Source organism: Cohnella zeiphila (assembly GCF_014212055.1).
Lineage (GTDB): Bacteria > Bacillota > Bacilli > Paenibacillales > Paenibacillaceae > Cohnella > Cohnella zeiphila.
This window is the reverse complement of sequence record NZ_JACJVO010000031.1, coordinates 193,634-209,094: the sequence shown is the minus strand read 5'-3', so window position 1 is coordinate 209,094 and position 15,461 is coordinate 193,634. Positions and strand designations below refer to the sequence as shown.

Genomic DNA, 15,461 nt, shown 5'->3' with positions numbered 1-15,461 from the left:
GGAGCGCAACAACCAAGAAAGATGAAGCCCGGCCCCGAGACCCGAATCGAAATCAACCGGCTGCATGGTAGCTCGCAGCCGCTTTTTTATTCTATGTCCGCCGGAAGGCACTTCTTTTGTCACAAACTCCGCAGGAACTTTGTCTTCTTTATATCCCCGACTTGTTAAAGACAAAGGAGAGAGACATCAATGGAAAAGCTGCTCGTCATCAATGCGCACCCCAAAGTGGAATCCGACTCGTCCGTAAGCCTGCTCGTGCTTCGCCGTTTCCTGGAAACTTATCGCAAGTTCAACCCGGAAGGTCCCGTCGAGCAAATCGATTTGTACCGCGATTATGTTCCCTGCATCGATCGGATCTTCTTGAGCATACAGGAGAAAAACGGAAGGAACGAGCCTTTGACCGAAGAGGAGCGGAAGGTCGCCGACCGGATGTCCGAGATTCTTCGGCAATTCAAGAGCGCCAAAAGGTACGTCATCGCCATGCCGTTGCATAACTTCAGTATTCCGTCGAAGCTGAAGGACTACATCGATAACATCCTGATCGCCAAAGAGACCTTCGCTTACACGGACAAGGGATCGGTCGGTCTGCTGCACGACGGAAGGAACGTTCTCGTTATCCAAGCGAGCGACGGCGTTTATACGAATCAGGATTGGTACACGGAAGTCGAGTTTTCTCACAAGTATTTGAAGTCGATGTTCAACTTTATGGGGGTTGATTATCAAATCATCCGCGCCCAGGGGAACCATTCAACGCCAAGGGAGGAGGTTTTGGCCAAAGCGTATCCGGAAGCGGATGCCGCAGCGGCCGACTTTTCGGCTTGATGGAGCCCGAACCCTAATGCAACCCTTTCATAGTAATAAAAAGGGGGACATGAAGAGGAGGGATCGCCATGATTGTGGGTCTTTTGAGGCGTTGTCGCGGGAAAGCCGTCGTGCTTAAATTAGTTTCGGCGGAAGAAGTCGGAGGCGTCGTGGTGAAAGTGAACAAGGGGATCGTCGTCCTTCGAACGCTGCTTGGAACCAAAATGTTTATCCCTGTCCCTAAAATCGTGGCTGTCATTACAGGGTAAGAAATCAAATCCGCCGCTCCCGAGCTCCGGGGGCGGCGGTGCGCTTCGAGTTGATTAGCTGTTCTTTGTTTAATTTTCTTGCTTTGACATCACGAAATTATTCAATTAAAATTAAGTTGGAACTGAACCCGAGCTCGACTCGGTAGTAGGCTCCCACCGGCCCTTACAGGGCCTTTTATTTTTGTTGCTAAATATAAACGATACCGAGAGGGTCACTGAGCGAGGCAACTTTGCATAACGCAGTGTTATACCGTTTAAAGAAATTCTGAGCCGATTTTGAACGAATATATGAATTCGGATGATGCATTTGGTAGAGAAAGTATGCGTTGACATCAACAAGCTGATGAAGATAAGAATCGGAAGAGTCTTTGAAGTAAGGATCTTCAACAATGAGATTAGTTTGTAACATTCTATATCCAGGTGCCCCTAAGTTAGGAACCGGATTATACCTCCGCATTCTCCGAACTAACCCAGTTAATTTCTTATTATCTGTCTGATCCGGAATGATAATAGCCTTATCAACACCTCTGCCATTACCATTTGGGAAATTCCCATATTGGATAGTGTTATCGATTCTTTGCACTAAACGGTTCCATGCCATTTCAAAAACATCAAAGGTTGGTGCTTTTCCAGCCTTCTTTACAACAATATTAACTAGATTGATATAGCCCAAGTTCTCTTGGAAGTCGATTGCCCTCTTACAGATTTGAAGTCTATCGTGTTTAGGTATTCGAGCTAGATCTCCAGGTTTAGCAAAGAAATGGGCTGCATGAATTTCTTCTCTCAATTTTAGACCATAAAAATTCCGCATGTTCGTTCGAAATTGAACTACATCATCCAATAATCTTCTCCATTGTGATTCATGCACAACTAACGCACTTAGTGCAAAATAAGGAGTCGGAGATCCAGTTAACCCAATATCCCCACTCTCATCAACATATACTAAGTACATGGTATTAGCTCCTAACACCTAAATCTTCAATGCCTCCCCTATTATATCAACTATGCTTTAGGTCATTCAATATGATTGGAAACTTATGTATTTCGTGACTCTTGACATGATTCTTACATCCTATTTGAAAATGCCTTATAGTGTCGAGAAGGTTCCTAGGATTCTTTGGCGCTTTCTGATCCGCTTATTAAACCTTTTCTGAATCAATTACCGCGAGATAAATGGGGCGACAGCCTGAAGGCCATCCCGTTTTGGATGGCCTTTTTAAGCGTATTTATGATCATCACAGATTCGTTTATTATGGATTCAATACATTCTCAAGATCGCCGCACATTTTGGTCCAGCCGTACTTGGCGCCTTCGAGCACTTTCGCATTCTCGATTCCGGATTGCTCGAGATGAAGGCTCACCTTCCCGTTCCCCAGATCCTGCAGCGTCCAGGTGACCGTGTTCTTCTCCCCTCCGCTGACCCAGGTATAGGACAACCGGTTCGGCGCGTCCACGACAAGCACTTCGCTGTCAACGATTCCGTTCCACCATTCGGACGGCGTCGTGCGGAACTGGAAGCGATGACCTTCGACCGCTTTAAAATCGTTCTCCATGACCCATTGGGCAAGCTTGCCGGAATCGGTTAAAGCGGACCAAACCTTCTCGATCGACGTCGTATATTGAAAATCCAGGGATACCGTAGAACTCATTTTTCTTCCTCCTCTAATAGTTGGTTCAAGCGCCGTAAGTTCGTGTTCCAGAACCTGCTGTAGAACGCCAGCCAGTCTTGAATTTCTCTGAGCGGAGCGGCGTTCAGCCGGAATCGCGTTTCTCTGCCGACTTTTCGGTCGAGCACCAAACCGGCCTCTTTCAGAATGGCTAAATGCTTCGATACCGCGGTACGGCCCATGTTGAACGGTGCCGTCAATTCATGAAGCGGCATCTCGTCCGTTTCCGCCAAGAGGCGAATCAGCCGCCGCCGGGTCGGATCCGCAATCGCGTCAAACACGTCCCGCAGCCGGTTATTGTCGCTCACGACACCCTCTCCTAGTTTGGGACTATCCGTCAGATCGCCATCGGATCACCTCCTTTAGCGTGCGGCTCTTCGGGCGCAGCGCCCATGAAATAAGGGCGAGAATCGCAAAGCCAAGGGGGCTGAACAGATGATAAGCGTAAGCTCCAATATCATCCGCGAAAGCATGAGAAGCGGCCGCGCCAGTCATCCCGAAGACGATGCCCGCATACGCCCATTCTTTGAGGCGCGGAAAGCCCGGCACGAGGAGGGCGATCGCCCCGAGTACCTTCCAAGTCCCGAGAATGGTCAGGAAATAGATCGGGTATCCCACGATCTTCACGGTGTCCATCGTTCCCCATTGGCGCGTCAGCTCCCCGATTCCGCCTGCGCCCACCACGAATACAAGCAGCACGGTAGCCACCCAGTAAGCGATCGCTTTTTTTCGAGACCGGTTCGGTGTCTTCGAATCTGTTCCTTCGACAGTGATGGAACTCATCTTCTCTCTCCTGATCGTTGCTAGTTTAGATTTTTAATTGGACACCGTTTGGTGTCTTGTTAGATAATAAGACACCTAATGGTGTCGTGTCAACAACTTCTTTTTTGAATGAGAACCATCGTACATTGAGGCAATAACAAAAGCTTCGGCACGAATGCCGAAGCTTTACGATGTAACCCGCGTTTAGACTCGAGAAGCATTGCCGGCAGCGGTTCTCCGCGCAACCAATCAACAACAAGCCGATGATATCGGAGCCGTATATCGTCCAGCCGAATTTCAGTCTCCTTCAGCGTTGCCTTGCTGCCGTTACCCTGCTCCCAGCCGATCCTGCAGCCAGTCGAAAGCGACCGCCCCGGATATCTCATGCTTTCCCGGGTGAATGTCCTTGAACAGGCTCGCTTCCGCGCCCGCCGCGCGGTAAACGTCTTCCAGACGGCCGATCGCCTTCAGCGCGCCGTACAGCGGGAAGCCCGCATCCGCTTCGCCTGATTCGATCAGCAGCGGCCGGGGCGCGATCAGCCCCCAGATGTCAGGCATTTCGGCCAGCCTCTGCAAGCCGGGAACGTAATTGTCGGAGCAGTGCGGCTTGGCCATGGTGCTGTCCCGGAACGTATTGGTATAGCCGCTGATGACGGTCGCCGCGATCCGCTCATCGAGCGCTGCCGTCAAGGCGCAGACAAATCCGCCGCCGGAGAAGCCCATGCAGCCGATCCTCTCCGGCGCAACATCGCCGCGGGACAACACGTAGTCGATGCAGCGCATCATCTCGTGCACGCGGAAGCCGGCCAGAGTCTTCCCCGCCATCAGCAGATTCATCGCCAGGGAGAAGCATGAATTGGCTTCCGGTTCCTTGTCCCGGTCGCGCTCCAGCCGCCGGTCCCCGAGCCCCAGCAGCTCGGGAACGATGACCATCATGCCCCGCCTGGCGAGCTCGGCGGGATAATCCTTGTACAGGCCCGGCTCCCCGGTCCGCGCGGTGCCGTCGGGAAGCAGGCCGAGCAGCTGCTTGTAGCCGTACCCGTGGCCGGGACAGGCCAGAACCGCCGGATAGAGCGGCTGTGCCTCCTTGGGCGTGAGCAGGTAGAACGGCATGGTCAGATGCGGAGCCGTAGCCATCTCCATATGCTCGCGTATGTACGTCCCGCAGTCCGTCCGCTCAAGCAAGACGGGCGGAGCCAAGCCGCCCTCCATGGACGGCAGAGCCAAAGCGTCCCGCAGCGCCGCGGCGAGTCCGGCCCTCCACAACTCCCCCTCCCGGTACGATTCGGCATGGAACGCGTAATCGGGCGTGCGGGCGTGCAGCTGCTCCAAAAATGTGTCAGGGCTTCATCTCATCATGCGATTTCAACTCCTTCCGGTTGCGGAACGCAGCAGCCGAACCGTAGCTCCGGATAAATGGCTACAATCCTGACAGCGACAATTGCGCGAAGCTCCGACGGCGTCCCTCATTCCCCGCCGCTCCGGCATGATAGGCCGGGGATAATCGTTAGGGCTACCGCGAATAATCCTCAGAGATACCCAAGGCGAATCAAACAGTGGCGTGCATGGAAGGGTCAAGCCCGGTCTGATCGGGCAATGCGGAGACAAGATTGGATGTTGGGAGGAGGGGAGCGGTTAGAACTCTCGTCAAGATTAGATCAACGTTTTTCTCATGAAATCCATCTTGTAATTCTCTTGAAATCCAAGGCTATCGTACAGATCTCTCGCATAATTCCCGACAACGCACCAAAGGTTGACGGTTGAATGGCCGCGCCGATAAATCTCGTTGCATAAATACGGAACAAACTTTCTTCCGATTCCGCGCCCCTGAAAGTCCGTGCGAACGGAAACGCTGCTAAGTTCGTTGCCGGAGATGTGGCTGTAAGCGATAATTTCCCCATCCAGCTCGTAGACAAAACGGTCTTCCGCGTCCTCATTCCATTCTCTTCTTTCTTTCTCGCTGGGCCGGGCAATGACAGAATCGGGAAAGCCGCCGACGCGGACGCGCATTTCATGAAAAGCTTTGGCGTACATCGATTGGCTGGCCGGATAGTCATCGTCTGCGTACGGCCTTACCGGAAGCTCCTCCAGGGGAAAGAAGCCGCCGGTTCGCTGCATATAGGCCGATGAGAAGGCTCGCTCATACCCATGCTTACGCGCGAACTCAGCGGATGACGGGTCGCCTGCGCGAAAAGAGCTTCTGATTTTCTGGGCTCCGCCTGCCCTTAATTCGTTTTCGGCATACTTTACCATGGCGGAACCGATTCCTTGCCTGCGCAGTTGCGGATGGACGAACACCGTCAAATAGGTTTGGGGCGCCGGTTCGTTCACTTGGGCCAGCGCAACGAACCGATCCTTCAAAAACGCGGCAACGAACAATTCCGGTTCTTTGGCAAGCACCCGCAGGATGTCCTCGCCCGCACCGGCGTCGTAGCTTAGCAGTTCTTTGGCGGTAGGATAGTCTTTCTTTCTTAAGCGTTCGTACCGGATGTCTGATAGATTCACCGCTTCTGATTCCTCCTTATGGTTCTTCCAGCACCATCAGATGGGTCGCCGATGCGTTCGGATCGGGAGGGAGCTCCTGAAAGCCGAGCGACTGGTAAAACGAATCCGCGGCGGGGTTATCGGTCTTTAACGCCAACGAGCCGTAATGCTTTCGCGCCTCGCGGATCGCTTCCCGAACCAGCGCGCTTCCGACGCCGCGCCTTCGAAAATCCCGCATGACATACATACGCCGAAGCCTGCCGATTCCGTCCGCCGCCGAGTAGGGATCTCGGTTCAGCCCGCAGACGCCGACAGTGGTTTCTCCGACCGAAGCCGTCCATAAGGCCTCGCCGCTCTTGTCGAAGCGATTGGCGCCGGACTCGTAGTCCCGAATCAGCCTCCGAATGTGCCGGTGTCCTTCTTCTTCGCTCTCGCGGAGCAGCTTCTGAAGAGCGGCGAGGTCCAATCGCTTGCATTCGACGATTCGAACGTTCGTCACGCGCTTTCCTCCTTGCGGATGTGTTCCAACGAATCCAGCGATCCGGGATTGAGGCCGTTACGTCTTAGTGTAGCTGATCGGTCCCTTTATTTAAAAGGGAAGAGCCAGAAAAGCTAATCGTTCCCTTGACATAGCTCCAAATACAAGCTAAATTTTATACAAGCCTAAAATTATATAAGTGTAAACTTGTATAAACAAATTTGCGAATGGAGATGAGTGAGGATGTTCAATTTAGAGTCTTGTTTGGGAGCGGTTACCCGCACGGTGTCGGAGCTCGAGCGAGAGGGGAAGCCCGTTCGCAATGTTACGCTGGAGCGCTCTTACGACACGACGCCGGACGATTTATGGGATGCCGTGACCAATCCGGAGCGGTTGCCCCGCTGGTTTGCGCCGGTCAGCGGCGAATTGAAGCTCGGGGGCCGGTATCAAATCAAGGATAATGCCGGCGGCCTCATTACCGAGTGCGTGCCGCCGCATTATTTTTCCGTGACCTGGGAATTCGGAGGCGGCTTAAGCTGGGTCGAGCTGCGCTTATCCGCTGAAGGGGAAGACCGGTCCCGCCTGACGTTGTCTCATATTTGCCCGGTTGACGACCACTGGAAGAAGTTTGGGCCGGGTGCGGTCGGCGTCGGCTGGGATCTGGCCTTGGTTGGGTTGGAGTTCCACCTTTCGGCGAGCGATGCGGACCGCATAGATGAAAATGCCTTTATGGCCTCGAGGGAAGGAAAGTCTTTCATGGCCGACTGCAGCGAGGACTGGCGGCGTGCGGCTGTTGCAGCCGGAGAGAACGCGTCCTGGGCCGAGGATGCAGCGAAGCAGGTCACGGCCTTCTATACGGGAAGCGGACCGCAGGGCGCCGAATGAACGCCTTCGACGTACTTGGCGACCCGGTACGGCGCCGCATCCTGGAGCTGCTCGCCGAGGGCGAGCGGCGCTCGGGCGATATTGTCGAGGACATCCAACAAGAGTTCGGCATCACCCAAGCCGCTGTTTCGCAGCATCTTCGGGTTCTGCGGGACAGCGGTTTCGCCAACGTAAAGATCGATAAGCAGCGTCGAATCTATTCGTTGGACGCCAGGTTGCTGCAGGAGGTCGACGATTGGCTCGATCGTTTTCGCTCCTTCTGGGAACCGAAGCTCGGCGCGCTCGAAACCGAGATCGCGAGGGGCAAGAAGACGCGGAAAGATTGAAGGCTCGTCGGCCTTCAGAAAAAAGAAAAAGGAGTGAATCGTTATGGAAAAGGTTACGCCGTTCTTAATGTTTCAAGGAAAAGCGGAGGAGGCGATGAATTATTACACCTCCGTCATCGAGGATTCGGAGATTACGAGCATCTCCCGTTATGGAGCAAATGAAGCGGGCGATGAGGGAAGCGTGTTTCAGGCCACCTTTACGTTAAAGGGCCGGGAATATATGTGTATCGATAGCAACGTGAAGCATAATTTTACTTTTACCCCTTCGTTTTCTCTTTTTATTACAACCGATACGGAAGAAGAGATTGACCGTCTTTATAAACAATTATCCGAAGGCGGAGCTGTCCTCATGCCTTTAGCTGATTATTCGTTCAGCAGGAAGTTTGGTTGGGTCGTCGATAAGTTCGGAGTTTCATGGCAAGTCAATCTCCCATAATTACGCTGCAACAGGTCTTCGATTAGCCGGATTTTGCCGGCGTCTTTGCCGCTTTTTTTCGTGCTGCGGTAGCCGTCCTGAGACGATCTTCGATAGACGCGCAGAAACTGTTCCAGCTTGAGCTGCCGAAACAGGGCTCCCTCGCGGTTTACGGTCTCCAAGGCGTCCGGCCGGATACCGGCGAACGTCTCCAGCTCCTCTAATCGGGCGAAGGCCGCCTTGGTGCGGCCGTTCGCAAATTCATGCTCATGCAGGTCGACGAGCCCGTAGCCGTAGCTTGCCATTCTCCGTTCCAACTCGCTCCAGCCGTCAGTCAGATGCACCTCTGGGATCAGCAAGTCGATATCCAGCGGGAACAGCTCCGCATCCGTTATCGCCTCCAGCCCCAAGGAGCCGTACAGCAGCGGAATGATCCCCAAGTCTTCGTTGAGCCGCCGAGTCAAGAACAGGAAGGTGTCGAACAGGTGCCGGTTCATTGAGATGCCTCCAGAAGCGTTCGCCAGAATCGTACTTACCTCTGTTCGCCTGCAGCCGGGTTCTCGGCTTTCCGGTCATAGTCCATTCTCGCCCGTTCGACGGAATCGTAATATTCGTTCGCCCATTGCCTCATCTGGGCAAAATGGGGGATCAGCGTTTGGCCGAGCGGAGTCAGAGAATATTCGACGGTCGGGGGCACGGACGGGATGGCGTTGCGCTCGACCAATCCGTCCCTTTCGAGCTGCTTGAGCGTTTGCGTCAGCATCTTCTGGGAGATGTCGGCAATCCGCCTTCGCAGCTCGCCGTATCGCTTGGTTCCGCCGGAGAGAACGGCCATGACGAGGACGGCCCACTTGCTGGAGACGATGTCCAAAATTTTTCGATAGGAGCATTCCTCAAGGGTGATGATCGGGTCCCGCTTCGCCATAGCCATCTCCTCCTACGCACCGCCGGGTTCGTACGAACCGAAAAGTGCCTTCTACAACCATTGTAATATTCGGATTATCATGATGTCGAGGTTCGGAAAACGGCAGAAACGCGAGAAGGAGAGGATTCGGATGAAAGACGGCATCTTAGGCGTAGGCGTCATTGGAGCGAGTCTGGACGGAACATGGGGAGGAGCTGCGCACCTGCCGGCTTTGCAGGGACTGCAGGGGTTCCGCACGATGGCGGTCGCCGCGACCCGGCAGGAAAGCGCCGATCGGACGGCCAAACAGTTCGCGGTCCCCCGCGCCTACATCAATCCGTACGAGCTGGTATCGGATCCGGACGTCGATCTCGTGTCGGTTACGGTTAGAGTCCCGGAGCACGAGAAGCTCGTCCGCATGGCGGTTGCCGCCGGGAAGCATGTCTATTGCGAATTTCCGCTCGGCAGGACGACTGCGGAAGCGGCTCTTATGCTGCAGACGGCGGAAGAGAAAGGAATCCGCCATTTCGTCGGACTGCAGGCGCGGGTCAATCCGGAGCTATCCTACGTGAGGGACTTGTTGGCCGAAGGTTATATCGGACGGGTGAGGGCGTTCAACGTCAATTACTCGCTGCCGACCTATCCGACCCGTTCGAAGGAGCTGAAGCGGTCGCGATCTTACATGCTGGATGCGGCCAATGGGGCCAACAACCTCACGATTACGGCGGGTCATCTCCTGGACGGGCTTCTTTATCTGTTCGGATCGGTGCCCGAGGTATCGGGCCTTCTGGAGACGGAGGTTCGGGAAGTCCGGATCGAGGAGACAGGGGAGACGGTGCAGGTGACCGCGCCGGATCATGTCGTCGTGAGCGGAAAATTCAGAGAAGGAGCCATTCTGTCGGCTCATGTCCGCAATTCCCATGCGGGCCGCTTCGTTATGGAGGTGAACGGAACCGAAGGAGATCTGATCCTGGAATCCAGAAGCGGCTTCATGTTCCAGATTGACTCCTTCCTGATAAAAGCTGCGAAGGGGAGCGGCGCCCGCTACGAGGAGCTGCAGGTGCCGGCCCGGTACGACCGGTTGGCCGGTCAGGTTCAGGCCGGGCCGATCTTGAACGTCGCGCTGATGTACGAGGCAATCCGGGAAGATCTGACGGCGAACGGCCGGCGGGCTCCCGACTTCCGCACGGCCGTAACCGTACACGAACTGCTTGATCGGATCCGCGCTTCCGCTTCGTTGAGAGCGAGGCCGCAAGCTTAAAGTAAGATCGGGGCCTTTACCCTCTGCCGCACTTTTCGCAGCGGCCCCGCCGCCGGTAATAATAGGCGATCGTCGCGATCCCCAAAGCGACTCCCCAGACCGGCAGCAGCAGAAGCGGGGTCGAAGCGCCCCATCCAAGGCCGACGATAGCCGGCTCGAACAGGAATTGACCGGCGACTTGGATGCCGGTCACGGCGATCATCACGGATGCCAGCGCGGCCGGAACGATGGCGAGTGCCGGGGGAACGCGTTTGCCGGCCCAAAAGGGGACCCAGCGAGGGAAGATCTCTCCCCAGGGCCGAATCAGTCCGTGCATCAACACGGTGCCGGTCAGCGACACGAGGGCAAGACCCATGCCGGCCCATACCCCTCCGGTGGACCACAGGTCGTCCAGCATCTCCCGGGAGATTCCCAGCGGGATTCGGAACAGCCAGGCGATGCGCGTGGCGTCGTAGTAGACGGGAGACCCAATCGCGACATAGGTCGCCCGACGGCCCCAGCGAGCCGCCGTTTCGGCCACCGTCTCGCGGCTTGCGCCGGAGCGGCGTCCGCAGGACGCGCAGGCGTCCCGGGTTCGCCGCTGAAAGGACAACACCGCCGCTCCCCACAGCAGACCGCCCGCCAGGCAGACGAACTGATGGACGATCGGCCAGGAGAAGGAATCCAAATAATGAACCGGCCGGCCGATCAAAGCGGCGACCAAGGCAATTGGGGCATAGGCGGTCGCGATCAGCACGCGGGCGTCGGGGACGGCGAAGATGAGGGTCGCCGCGGCGATCCAGGCATAGCCGAGCAGAAGCGTCCGGACGAGCCCGCGTACCCGAAGACGGAACAGGAGAAGAGCGATTGCCCCCAGCAAGCAGAGGACGGCGGCGATCGGCGCGCCGGCCGAGGCGGTCGCCCGGCTGAAAATCGAGCTTCCCGCCGCCGGATCGTTCTCCAGGCCCAAGGGGAAACCTGCTCCGCCCAGCGACCAATATAAGGCTGCCGTGCCATAGATGAGCGTCCAGACCAGCGCCGCATCTCGAATCCATTCGGGCCAGCGTTTCCAAAAGCGAAGCGGGGCGATCCTCTGCGCTGCCGTCGTGTCCGCTTCAACATTTTCTGTACCGATGCCAGTCATCTTGGAATCACGTCTCCCTTTCGGTCCATGCAGATTGGGCGGCCGCATCAGGCGAGCACCGCATAGAGGAGCAGCGCCGAAGCCAGCAAGGAAACGAGCGAATAAAGGAGTGCGCCCACGCGAATCGCGGAAGGGGAGACGCCGGAAGATTGCGCGTAATGCGCGGCAGCCAGACCCGACAGCACTCCCATGATCAAAAACCACAGTTCGTAAACGAGAAGATCCCACAGAGAGAACAGACGCAGGTTAACGGTATCGAACAGCGGAAGGTCGATGGAGATGGAGCCTGTCAGGAATAAAACATTCCGGAGCATTCCGGCGACCCCGTGGGCAAGCAAAATACAGCTGAAAAACAAGGTGGGGGCAAGCAGCGCGAACCGTTGAACCCGCCTTCTGCCGATCCAAGGAATTCGCGGGAAGAGAGCCCGGCGCCCGGGGTTCGCGAGGGCCAGCAGAATGAACGCGCACACCGTGATGGCGACGCCCGCGTTATAGCTGGCTTGGCGGAAGGCGTCGGGGTCGTGGATCGTCCCCGGGAGGCCGATCGTTCCTCCCGCTGCCTGATAGAACCGGATCAGCACGGCATACAGGAGCGCCCACGCGCATCCGGCGTAGACAGGCCATGCCGAAATCCGGGGAAAATCCGCGAAGGAATGATTTCGTTGGCTCATGCTAAAGAACCTCCTTTTTTGTGAAATAATTCACATGAAAGCTCGATTCTAACCATTGTGCGTTTCGCAGTCACGCCCGGGCGGCAAGGCTCCTGCGGATGCCGTAAGACAAAGCCGCCATGCAGATCGTCACTCCCCACGCCAGAAAGCCTCCGTACACCGGGAGCAGCACCCAAGGGCTGAACTCCGGGCTGTCGGACATCCGGATGTCGCCGGCCAGCAGCCGGTACGAAGTGACGAGGCAGACGAAGAGGAAGCCAAGCCCGCCCAAGCCGGCGGGCAGAAGCAGCAGCCAGAGCGGGAGCCTGCGTCCCCAATTCCGGACCAGCGCAAGCGCAAGAAGGGAAGCGATCAGCGCGAGCAGGGCGGTCGGGTCGACGCCGTAAAGGTACAGGAAGCGGCTGACGGGGTCGCCGTTTGCCATCATGGAAGCATGAAGCTCCCGGATGCCGGCCGAGGTGGCCAGAACGGCGAACCCGTTCGCCCATAAGGTTTTGAGGATGGCGTAAGGGAGGAGAGCGATCGAGGCGGCATAGCCCCATTTCGCGGATGCAAACCGAATCATGTCCATTCACCTCCTCTGTCCTCGTTGCCCTCAGTATAAGCGGATGAGGTAAACAGGAGGTAAACGGAAGCTCAACACGATCCTAACTTTGCGCTAGCGGCAGCCTGATCGACAGAGAGGTTCCTTCGCCCGGCTTGCTGAAGATGCTAAAGGTCCCGCCATGGGCTTCGACGAGCTGTCTCGCGATCGACAGGCCCAGCCCCGGGCGCTCGGCCGGGGACTCGCCGCTTGAGGACCGGGGCTCGGCGAATCCGATCCCGTCGTCTTCGATGCGGATCTCCGCCGTCCGATCGGGAAGAAGCGAGAGACGGACCGCGATCCCGGTTCCTTCCGGGTTGTGGACGACCGCGTTGACGAGCAGGTTGCGAATCGCTCTCGTCAGCAGCTTCGGATCGCCGACGAACGGAACCGATGCCGGCTCCGACTCCATGGAGAACGAGTAGCCTTCCGCCCAAGGCGCGCTGCCGATATCCGCCACCGTTCGGCGCGTAAGCTCGGCCAAGTCCGCCGCTTCTTTTCGAAGCGGAATTTGCCCTTCCATCGTCTCGTTCAGATCCTGAACCAATTCCTGCAGATGGGTCGCCTTCTGGTGAATGACGGACAGGAACTGCTGCCGCTCCGCTTCGCTCCACCGATATTGCCCGTTGGTCAGCATGGCGGAGTAGCCGGCGATGTAGGCGAGCGGCGTTTTCAGATCGTGGGAGATGCCTTGGATCCATTCTTGCTTCGTTTGTTCCGCTTGCCGCAGCTCTTTCTCGTTTTGTTGAAGCGTACTTGCCAGCATCCGAAGATGCTCGAACAATTCTTTGTATACCGCGTATGGAATCTTCAGCGATCCGTTTTTCCGGGTGATCGGATCCCAGCGCAAGGGAGATTCGTAGTTCCCGCCGGCCAGACGCCGGATCCAGACCATGACAAGGTAGACCGGCTTCCCCAAGTACCAGCCGATCAGAAGCAGCGTCAGCAGGAAGAGAACGGCGCATAGGACGAGCGTGAAAATCTGAAAGCTCCCCAATCCCTGCTCGTCCGTCGCCGCCCCCGGCCAGATGAGCCATACCGCTCCGATCGCGACGGCCTGGACGCACAGAGCGAAGAGGACGGCGGCCGCCAGCAGCTGAAGCGCGACGCGCACCATGAAGTTCATCGGCTCAGCCTCCCCGCGGCGGAACGAATTTGTACCCGATGCCTCTTAGCGTGACGATGACTTTGGGGTCGGACGGGTCGGCCTCCAGCTTCTTGCGCAGCCTGGAGATATGGATGACCACCGTTTTCTCGTCGCCCTCGATCATGGAGCCCCATACTTGCTCATAGAGCTGCTGGGCGGTAAACACCCGGTTCGGATGCTTGCAGAAGTAGAGCAGCAGCTCCAGCTCCTTGGCCGGGCAAGGGATCTCCGTTCCGTTCACGATCAATTGCCCGGTCGTACGGTTCACCGTAAAAACTTCGTAGGAGTAAACTTCCTCGGGCTCGGGCCCGCGGATATCCGCCGCCGCGTAGACGGAGCTTCTTCTCAGGTGGGCCTGGATGCGGGCGACCACTTCCATCGGATTGAACGGCTTCGTGACGTAGTCGTCGCCGCCCAGGTGCAAGCCTCTCAGCTTATCCAGATCGCTGGAGCGGGCGGTCAGGAACAGAATGGGGGCGCGCACGGTTTGCCGCAGCTCGGCGCACAGCGAGAAGCCGTCCCGGTCCGGGAGCATGACATCGAGCACGATCATATCGAAGCTCGCCGTCCGCGCGGCCTGGAGCGCTTCGGCGGCGGAACCGGCCTTCGTAATGCGGGCGAATCCTTCCTGACGAAGGAGATTTTCCAGCATGACCAGCAGACCTTCCTCGTCGTCGACGAGCAGGATCGCTTCGTTGCGCGAATAGCCGTTAGGGGGTGAGATCATCGTAGAGCTCCTCCGTGGCGGAAAGAATCGCAATCAGTATAGCACTTCTAAATTTGAGCTGCATAGAACGAGAGTGCGTAAGGTTTATTGACATAAAATCGGATCGAGACTAAAATGACGATCATACTTGACGCAGCATCGGAAGGGCGAGCGACCGGGGGGAGAACGATGAGAGTTTTGCTGCTGAAGCATTTTGACTTCGATGACGAGAGCGCGGTTACGGGCTGGGCGGAGGAAAGGGGCCATGACTGCACGATCATCGACCCGTCCATTGGGGGAATATTATCTGACATGGAGCCGTTCGATTTCTTGGTTGTGCTGGGCGGCCCGATGAGCGTCTACGAGGAAGAGCGTTATCCGTGGCTGGCGGAGGAGAAGAAATTTATCCTCGGGGCGGTTCGCGGGGGCAAGGCCGTCCTCGGCATCTGCCTCGGCGGACAGCTGCTGGCCGAAGTGCTGGGCGGCAAAGTATACCGGCATGAGCACAAGGAGATCGGCTTCCATTCGATTCGGCGGACCGGTCAGCCCCACCCTTTGTTTGAAGGAATGCCGGATCGCTTCCACTCTTACCAGTGGCACGGGGATGCGTTCGACTTGCCGCCCGGCGCGGAGCGGCTCGCCTATTCGGAAGCTTGCCGGAATCAGGCGTTCGCGTACGGTCCGAACGTGCTCGGTACTCAGTTCCACCTGGAGTCGACGCCGTCCTGCATCGAGACGATGCTGAACCGGTGGTCGGGGGAATTGCAAGCAGCGCCGTATATCCAGGACGCCGACCGCATCCGGGAACAGCTTGCGCGCACCCGCGATTCCCACGCCATGCTGCATGGCATTCTGGACCGATTCGAGCGGAATCTCTCCTCCTGATCCATACGACATGCAAGCCGGCCCGGGACGTATGTTCCGCAAGCCGGCTTTTCTGTTTTGACAAACGGAACCATAACTCCGTATAATGATAAAC

The 15,461-nt window shown here is 56.8% G+C and carries 21 protein-coding genes; 7 read left to right on the top strand and 14 right to left on the bottom strand.

The genetic code is table 11. The annotated features are described in order from the left end of the window. The first annotated feature begins 189 nt into the window (after window positions 1-189). Window positions 190-822, top strand: coding sequence for an FMN-dependent NADH-azoreductase (locus H7C18_RS23895; protein WP_185131620.1), 633 nt, complete (start codon window positions 190-192; stop codon window positions 820-822). A gap of 68 nt (window positions 823-890) precedes the next feature. Continuing rightward, entirely contained in the window at window positions 891-1,070 is a 180-nt protein-coding gene (locus H7C18_RS23890) for a hypothetical protein (protein WP_185131619.1), read from the top strand. Between the two features lie 187 nt (window positions 1,071-1,257). Here H7C18_RS23890 and H7C18_RS23885 read toward each other — a convergent pair whose 3' ends face one another. The 7 genes from H7C18_RS23885 to H7C18_RS23855 all read right to left on the bottom strand — a co-directional run bounded on the left by H7C18_RS23885 (window position 1,258) and on the right by H7C18_RS23855 (window position 6,482). After that, window positions 1,258-2,022 (bottom strand): DUF3800 domain-containing protein, encoded by a 765-nt coding sequence (locus H7C18_RS23885; RefSeq protein WP_185131618.1) that lies wholly within the window; start codon window positions 2,020-2,022, stop codon window positions 1,258-1,260. A gap of 298 nt (window positions 2,023-2,320) precedes the next feature. After that, window positions 2,321-2,719, bottom strand: coding sequence for an SRPBCC family protein (locus H7C18_RS23880; RefSeq protein WP_185131617.1), 399 nt, complete (start codon window positions 2,717-2,719; stop codon window positions 2,321-2,323). Then, the gene (locus tag H7C18_RS23875) at window positions 2,716-3,045 is read right to left on the bottom strand and encodes a metalloregulator ArsR/SmtB family transcription factor (protein ID WP_185131616.1); all 330 of its coding nucleotides are present in this window, start codon (window positions 3,043-3,045) and stop codon (window positions 2,716-2,718) included. The genes H7C18_RS23880 and H7C18_RS23875 overlap by 4 nt, the downstream gene beginning before the upstream one ends. A 22-nt stretch (window positions 3,046-3,067) precedes the next feature. After that, window positions 3,068-3,520 (bottom strand): DoxX family protein, encoded by a 453-nt coding sequence (locus H7C18_RS23870; protein ID WP_185131615.1) that lies wholly within the window; start codon window positions 3,518-3,520, stop codon window positions 3,068-3,070. A gap of 306 nt (window positions 3,521-3,826) precedes the next feature. Further along, window positions 3,827-4,831 carry an alpha/beta hydrolase family protein gene (locus H7C18_RS23865; RefSeq protein ID WP_185131614.1) on the bottom strand — a complete coding sequence of 335 codons (1,005 nt, stop codon included), beginning with the start codon at window positions 4,829-4,831 and terminating at the stop codon, window positions 3,827-3,829. A 321-nt stretch (window positions 4,832-5,152) separates the two neighbouring features. Beyond that, on the bottom strand, window positions 5,153-6,004 hold the full coding sequence (locus H7C18_RS23860) for a GNAT family N-acetyltransferase (protein WP_185131613.1): 852 nt from the start codon (window positions 6,002-6,004) through the stop codon (window positions 5,153-5,155). A gap of 16 nt (window positions 6,005-6,020) precedes the next feature. Then, complete coding sequence (locus H7C18_RS23855; RefSeq protein ID WP_185131612.1) at window positions 6,021-6,482, bottom strand: GNAT family N-acetyltransferase; 462 nt, start codon at window positions 6,480-6,482, stop codon at window positions 6,021-6,023. Window positions 6,483-6,704: 222 nt separating this feature from the next. On the opposite strand from H7C18_RS23855, the gene H7C18_RS23850 reads away from it, so the two are divergent. Genes H7C18_RS23850 through H7C18_RS23840 form a run of 3 tightly spaced genes read left to right on the top strand, consistent with a single transcriptional unit; the run spans window position 6,705 to window position 8,108 of the window. Next, window positions 6,705-7,346, top strand: a complete 642-nt coding sequence (locus H7C18_RS23850) for an SRPBCC family protein (RefSeq protein WP_185131611.1) — start codon at window positions 6,705-6,707, stop codon at window positions 7,344-7,346. Further along, complete coding sequence (locus tag H7C18_RS23845; RefSeq protein ID WP_185131610.1) at window positions 7,343-7,672, top strand: ArsR/SmtB family transcription factor; 330 nt, start codon at window positions 7,343-7,345, stop codon at window positions 7,670-7,672. The genes H7C18_RS23850 and H7C18_RS23845 overlap by 4 nt, the downstream gene beginning before the upstream one ends. Before the next feature lie 43 nt (window positions 7,673-7,715). Beyond that, a complete protein-coding gene (locus H7C18_RS23840) occupies window positions 7,716-8,108 on the top strand; it encodes a VOC family protein (RefSeq protein WP_185131609.1) in 393 nt (130 codons plus the stop codon). Here the strand turns inward: H7C18_RS23840 and H7C18_RS23835 are convergent. Together H7C18_RS23835 and H7C18_RS23830 are read right to left on the bottom strand one after the other, a co-directional pair. Next, window positions 8,036-8,584, bottom strand: a complete 549-nt coding sequence (locus H7C18_RS23835; protein WP_185131608.1) for a hypothetical protein — start codon at window positions 8,582-8,584, stop codon at window positions 8,036-8,038. The genes H7C18_RS23840 and H7C18_RS23835 overlap by 73 nt on opposite strands. 35 nt (window positions 8,585-8,619) lie before the next feature. Further along, window positions 8,620-9,012, bottom strand: a complete 393-nt coding sequence (locus H7C18_RS23830) for a winged helix-turn-helix transcriptional regulator (RefSeq protein WP_185131607.1) — start codon at window positions 9,010-9,012, stop codon at window positions 8,620-8,622. A 130-nt stretch (window positions 9,013-9,142) separates the two neighbouring features. On the opposite strand from H7C18_RS23830, the gene H7C18_RS23825 reads away from it, so the two are divergent. Then, the gene (locus tag H7C18_RS23825) at window positions 9,143-10,252 is read left to right on the top strand and encodes a Gfo/Idh/MocA family protein (protein ID WP_185131606.1); all 1,110 of its coding nucleotides are present in this window, start codon (window positions 9,143-9,145) and stop codon (window positions 10,250-10,252) included. 16 nt (window positions 10,253-10,268) lie between these two features. On the opposite strand, the gene H7C18_RS23820 is transcribed toward H7C18_RS23825, so the two are convergent. The 5 genes from H7C18_RS23820 to H7C18_RS23800 form a co-directional block, all read right to left on the bottom strand. Then, window positions 10,269-11,375 (bottom strand): hypothetical protein, encoded by a 1,107-nt coding sequence (locus H7C18_RS23820; RefSeq protein ID WP_202887326.1) that lies wholly within the window; start codon window positions 11,373-11,375, stop codon window positions 10,269-10,271. A gap of 47 nt (window positions 11,376-11,422) precedes the next feature. Next, entirely contained in the window at window positions 11,423-12,046 is a 624-nt protein-coding gene (locus tag H7C18_RS23815) for a DUF3995 domain-containing protein (RefSeq protein ID WP_185131605.1), read from the bottom strand. A 70-nt stretch (window positions 12,047-12,116) separates the two neighbouring features. After that, window positions 12,117-12,611 carry a hypothetical protein gene (locus tag H7C18_RS23810; protein WP_185131604.1) on the bottom strand — a complete coding sequence of 165 codons (495 nt, stop codon included), beginning with the start codon at window positions 12,609-12,611 and terminating at the stop codon, window positions 12,117-12,119. 82 nt (window positions 12,612-12,693) lie between these two features. Continuing rightward, window positions 12,694-13,755: a sensor histidine kinase gene (locus H7C18_RS23805; protein WP_185131603.1), complete on the bottom strand. Its 1,062-nt coding sequence runs from the start codon at window positions 13,753-13,755 to the stop codon at window positions 12,694-12,696. Between the two features lie 4 nt (window positions 13,756-13,759). After that, window positions 13,760-14,503, bottom strand: a complete 744-nt coding sequence (locus tag H7C18_RS23800) for a response regulator transcription factor (RefSeq protein ID WP_185131602.1) — start codon at window positions 14,501-14,503, stop codon at window positions 13,760-13,762. A 168-nt stretch (window positions 14,504-14,671) separates the two neighbouring features. On the opposite strand from H7C18_RS23800, the gene H7C18_RS23795 reads away from it, so the two are divergent. Next, on the top strand, window positions 14,672-15,367 hold the full coding sequence (locus tag H7C18_RS23795; protein ID WP_185131601.1) for a type 1 glutamine amidotransferase: 696 nt from the start codon (window positions 14,672-14,674) through the stop codon (window positions 15,365-15,367). The last annotated feature ends 94 nt before the right edge of the window (window positions 15,368-15,461 follow it).

Excerpts from the sequence above, each read along its gene's own strand:
- H7C18_RS23895 (WP_185131620.1), top strand. The coding sequence starts at position 190 with ATGGAAAAGCTGCTCGTCATCAATGCGCACCCCAAAGTGGAATCCGAC.
- H7C18_RS23890 (WP_185131619.1), top strand. The coding sequence starts at position 891 with ATGATTGTGGGTCTTTTGAGGCGTTGTCGCGGGAAAGCCGTCGTGCTT.
- H7C18_RS23885 (WP_185131618.1), bottom strand. The coding sequence starts at position 2,022 with ATGTACTTAGTATATGTTGATGAGAGTGGGGATATTGGGTTAACTGGA.
- H7C18_RS23880 (WP_185131617.1), bottom strand. The coding sequence starts at position 2,719 with ATGAGTTCTACGGTATCCCTGGATTTTCAATATACGACGTCGATCGAG.
- H7C18_RS23870 (WP_185131615.1), bottom strand. The coding sequence starts at position 3,520 with ATGAGTTCCATCACTGTCGAAGGAACAGATTCGAAGACACCGAACCGG.
- H7C18_RS23850 (WP_185131611.1), top strand. The coding sequence starts at position 6,705 with ATGTTCAATTTAGAGTCTTGTTTGGGAGCGGTTACCCGCACGGTGTCG.
- H7C18_RS23845 (WP_185131610.1), top strand. The coding sequence starts at position 7,343 with ATGAACGCCTTCGACGTACTTGGCGACCCGGTACGGCGCCGCATCCTG.
- H7C18_RS23840 (WP_185131609.1), top strand. The coding sequence starts at position 7,716 with ATGGAAAAGGTTACGCCGTTCTTAATGTTTCAAGGAAAAGCGGAGGAG.
- H7C18_RS23835 (WP_185131608.1), bottom strand. The coding sequence starts at position 8,584 with ATGAACCGGCACCTGTTCGACACCTTCCTGTTCTTGACTCGGCGGCTC.
- H7C18_RS23830 (WP_185131607.1), bottom strand. The coding sequence starts at position 9,012 with ATGGCGAAGCGGGACCCGATCATCACCCTTGAGGAATGCTCCTATCGA.
- H7C18_RS23825 (WP_185131606.1), top strand. The coding sequence starts at position 9,143 with ATGAAAGACGGCATCTTAGGCGTAGGCGTCATTGGAGCGAGTCTGGAC.
- H7C18_RS23820 (WP_202887326.1), bottom strand. The coding sequence starts at position 11,375 with ATGACTGGCATCGGTACAGAAAATGTTGAAGCGGACACGACGGCAGCG.
- H7C18_RS23815 (WP_185131605.1), bottom strand. The coding sequence starts at position 12,046 with ATGAGCCAACGAAATCATTCCTTCGCGGATTTTCCCCGGATTTCGGCA.
- H7C18_RS23810 (WP_185131604.1), bottom strand. The coding sequence starts at position 12,611 with ATGATTCGGTTTGCATCCGCGAAATGGGGCTATGCCGCCTCGATCGCT.
- H7C18_RS23805 (WP_185131603.1), bottom strand. The coding sequence starts at position 13,755 with ATGAACTTCATGGTGCGCGTCGCGCTTCAGCTGCTGGCGGCCGCCGTC.
- H7C18_RS23800 (WP_185131602.1), bottom strand. The coding sequence starts at position 14,503 with ATGATCTCACCCCCTAACGGCTATTCGCGCAACGAAGCGATCCTGCTC.
- H7C18_RS23795 (WP_185131601.1), top strand. The coding sequence starts at position 14,672 with ATGAGAGTTTTGCTGCTGAAGCATTTTGACTTCGATGACGAGAGCGCG.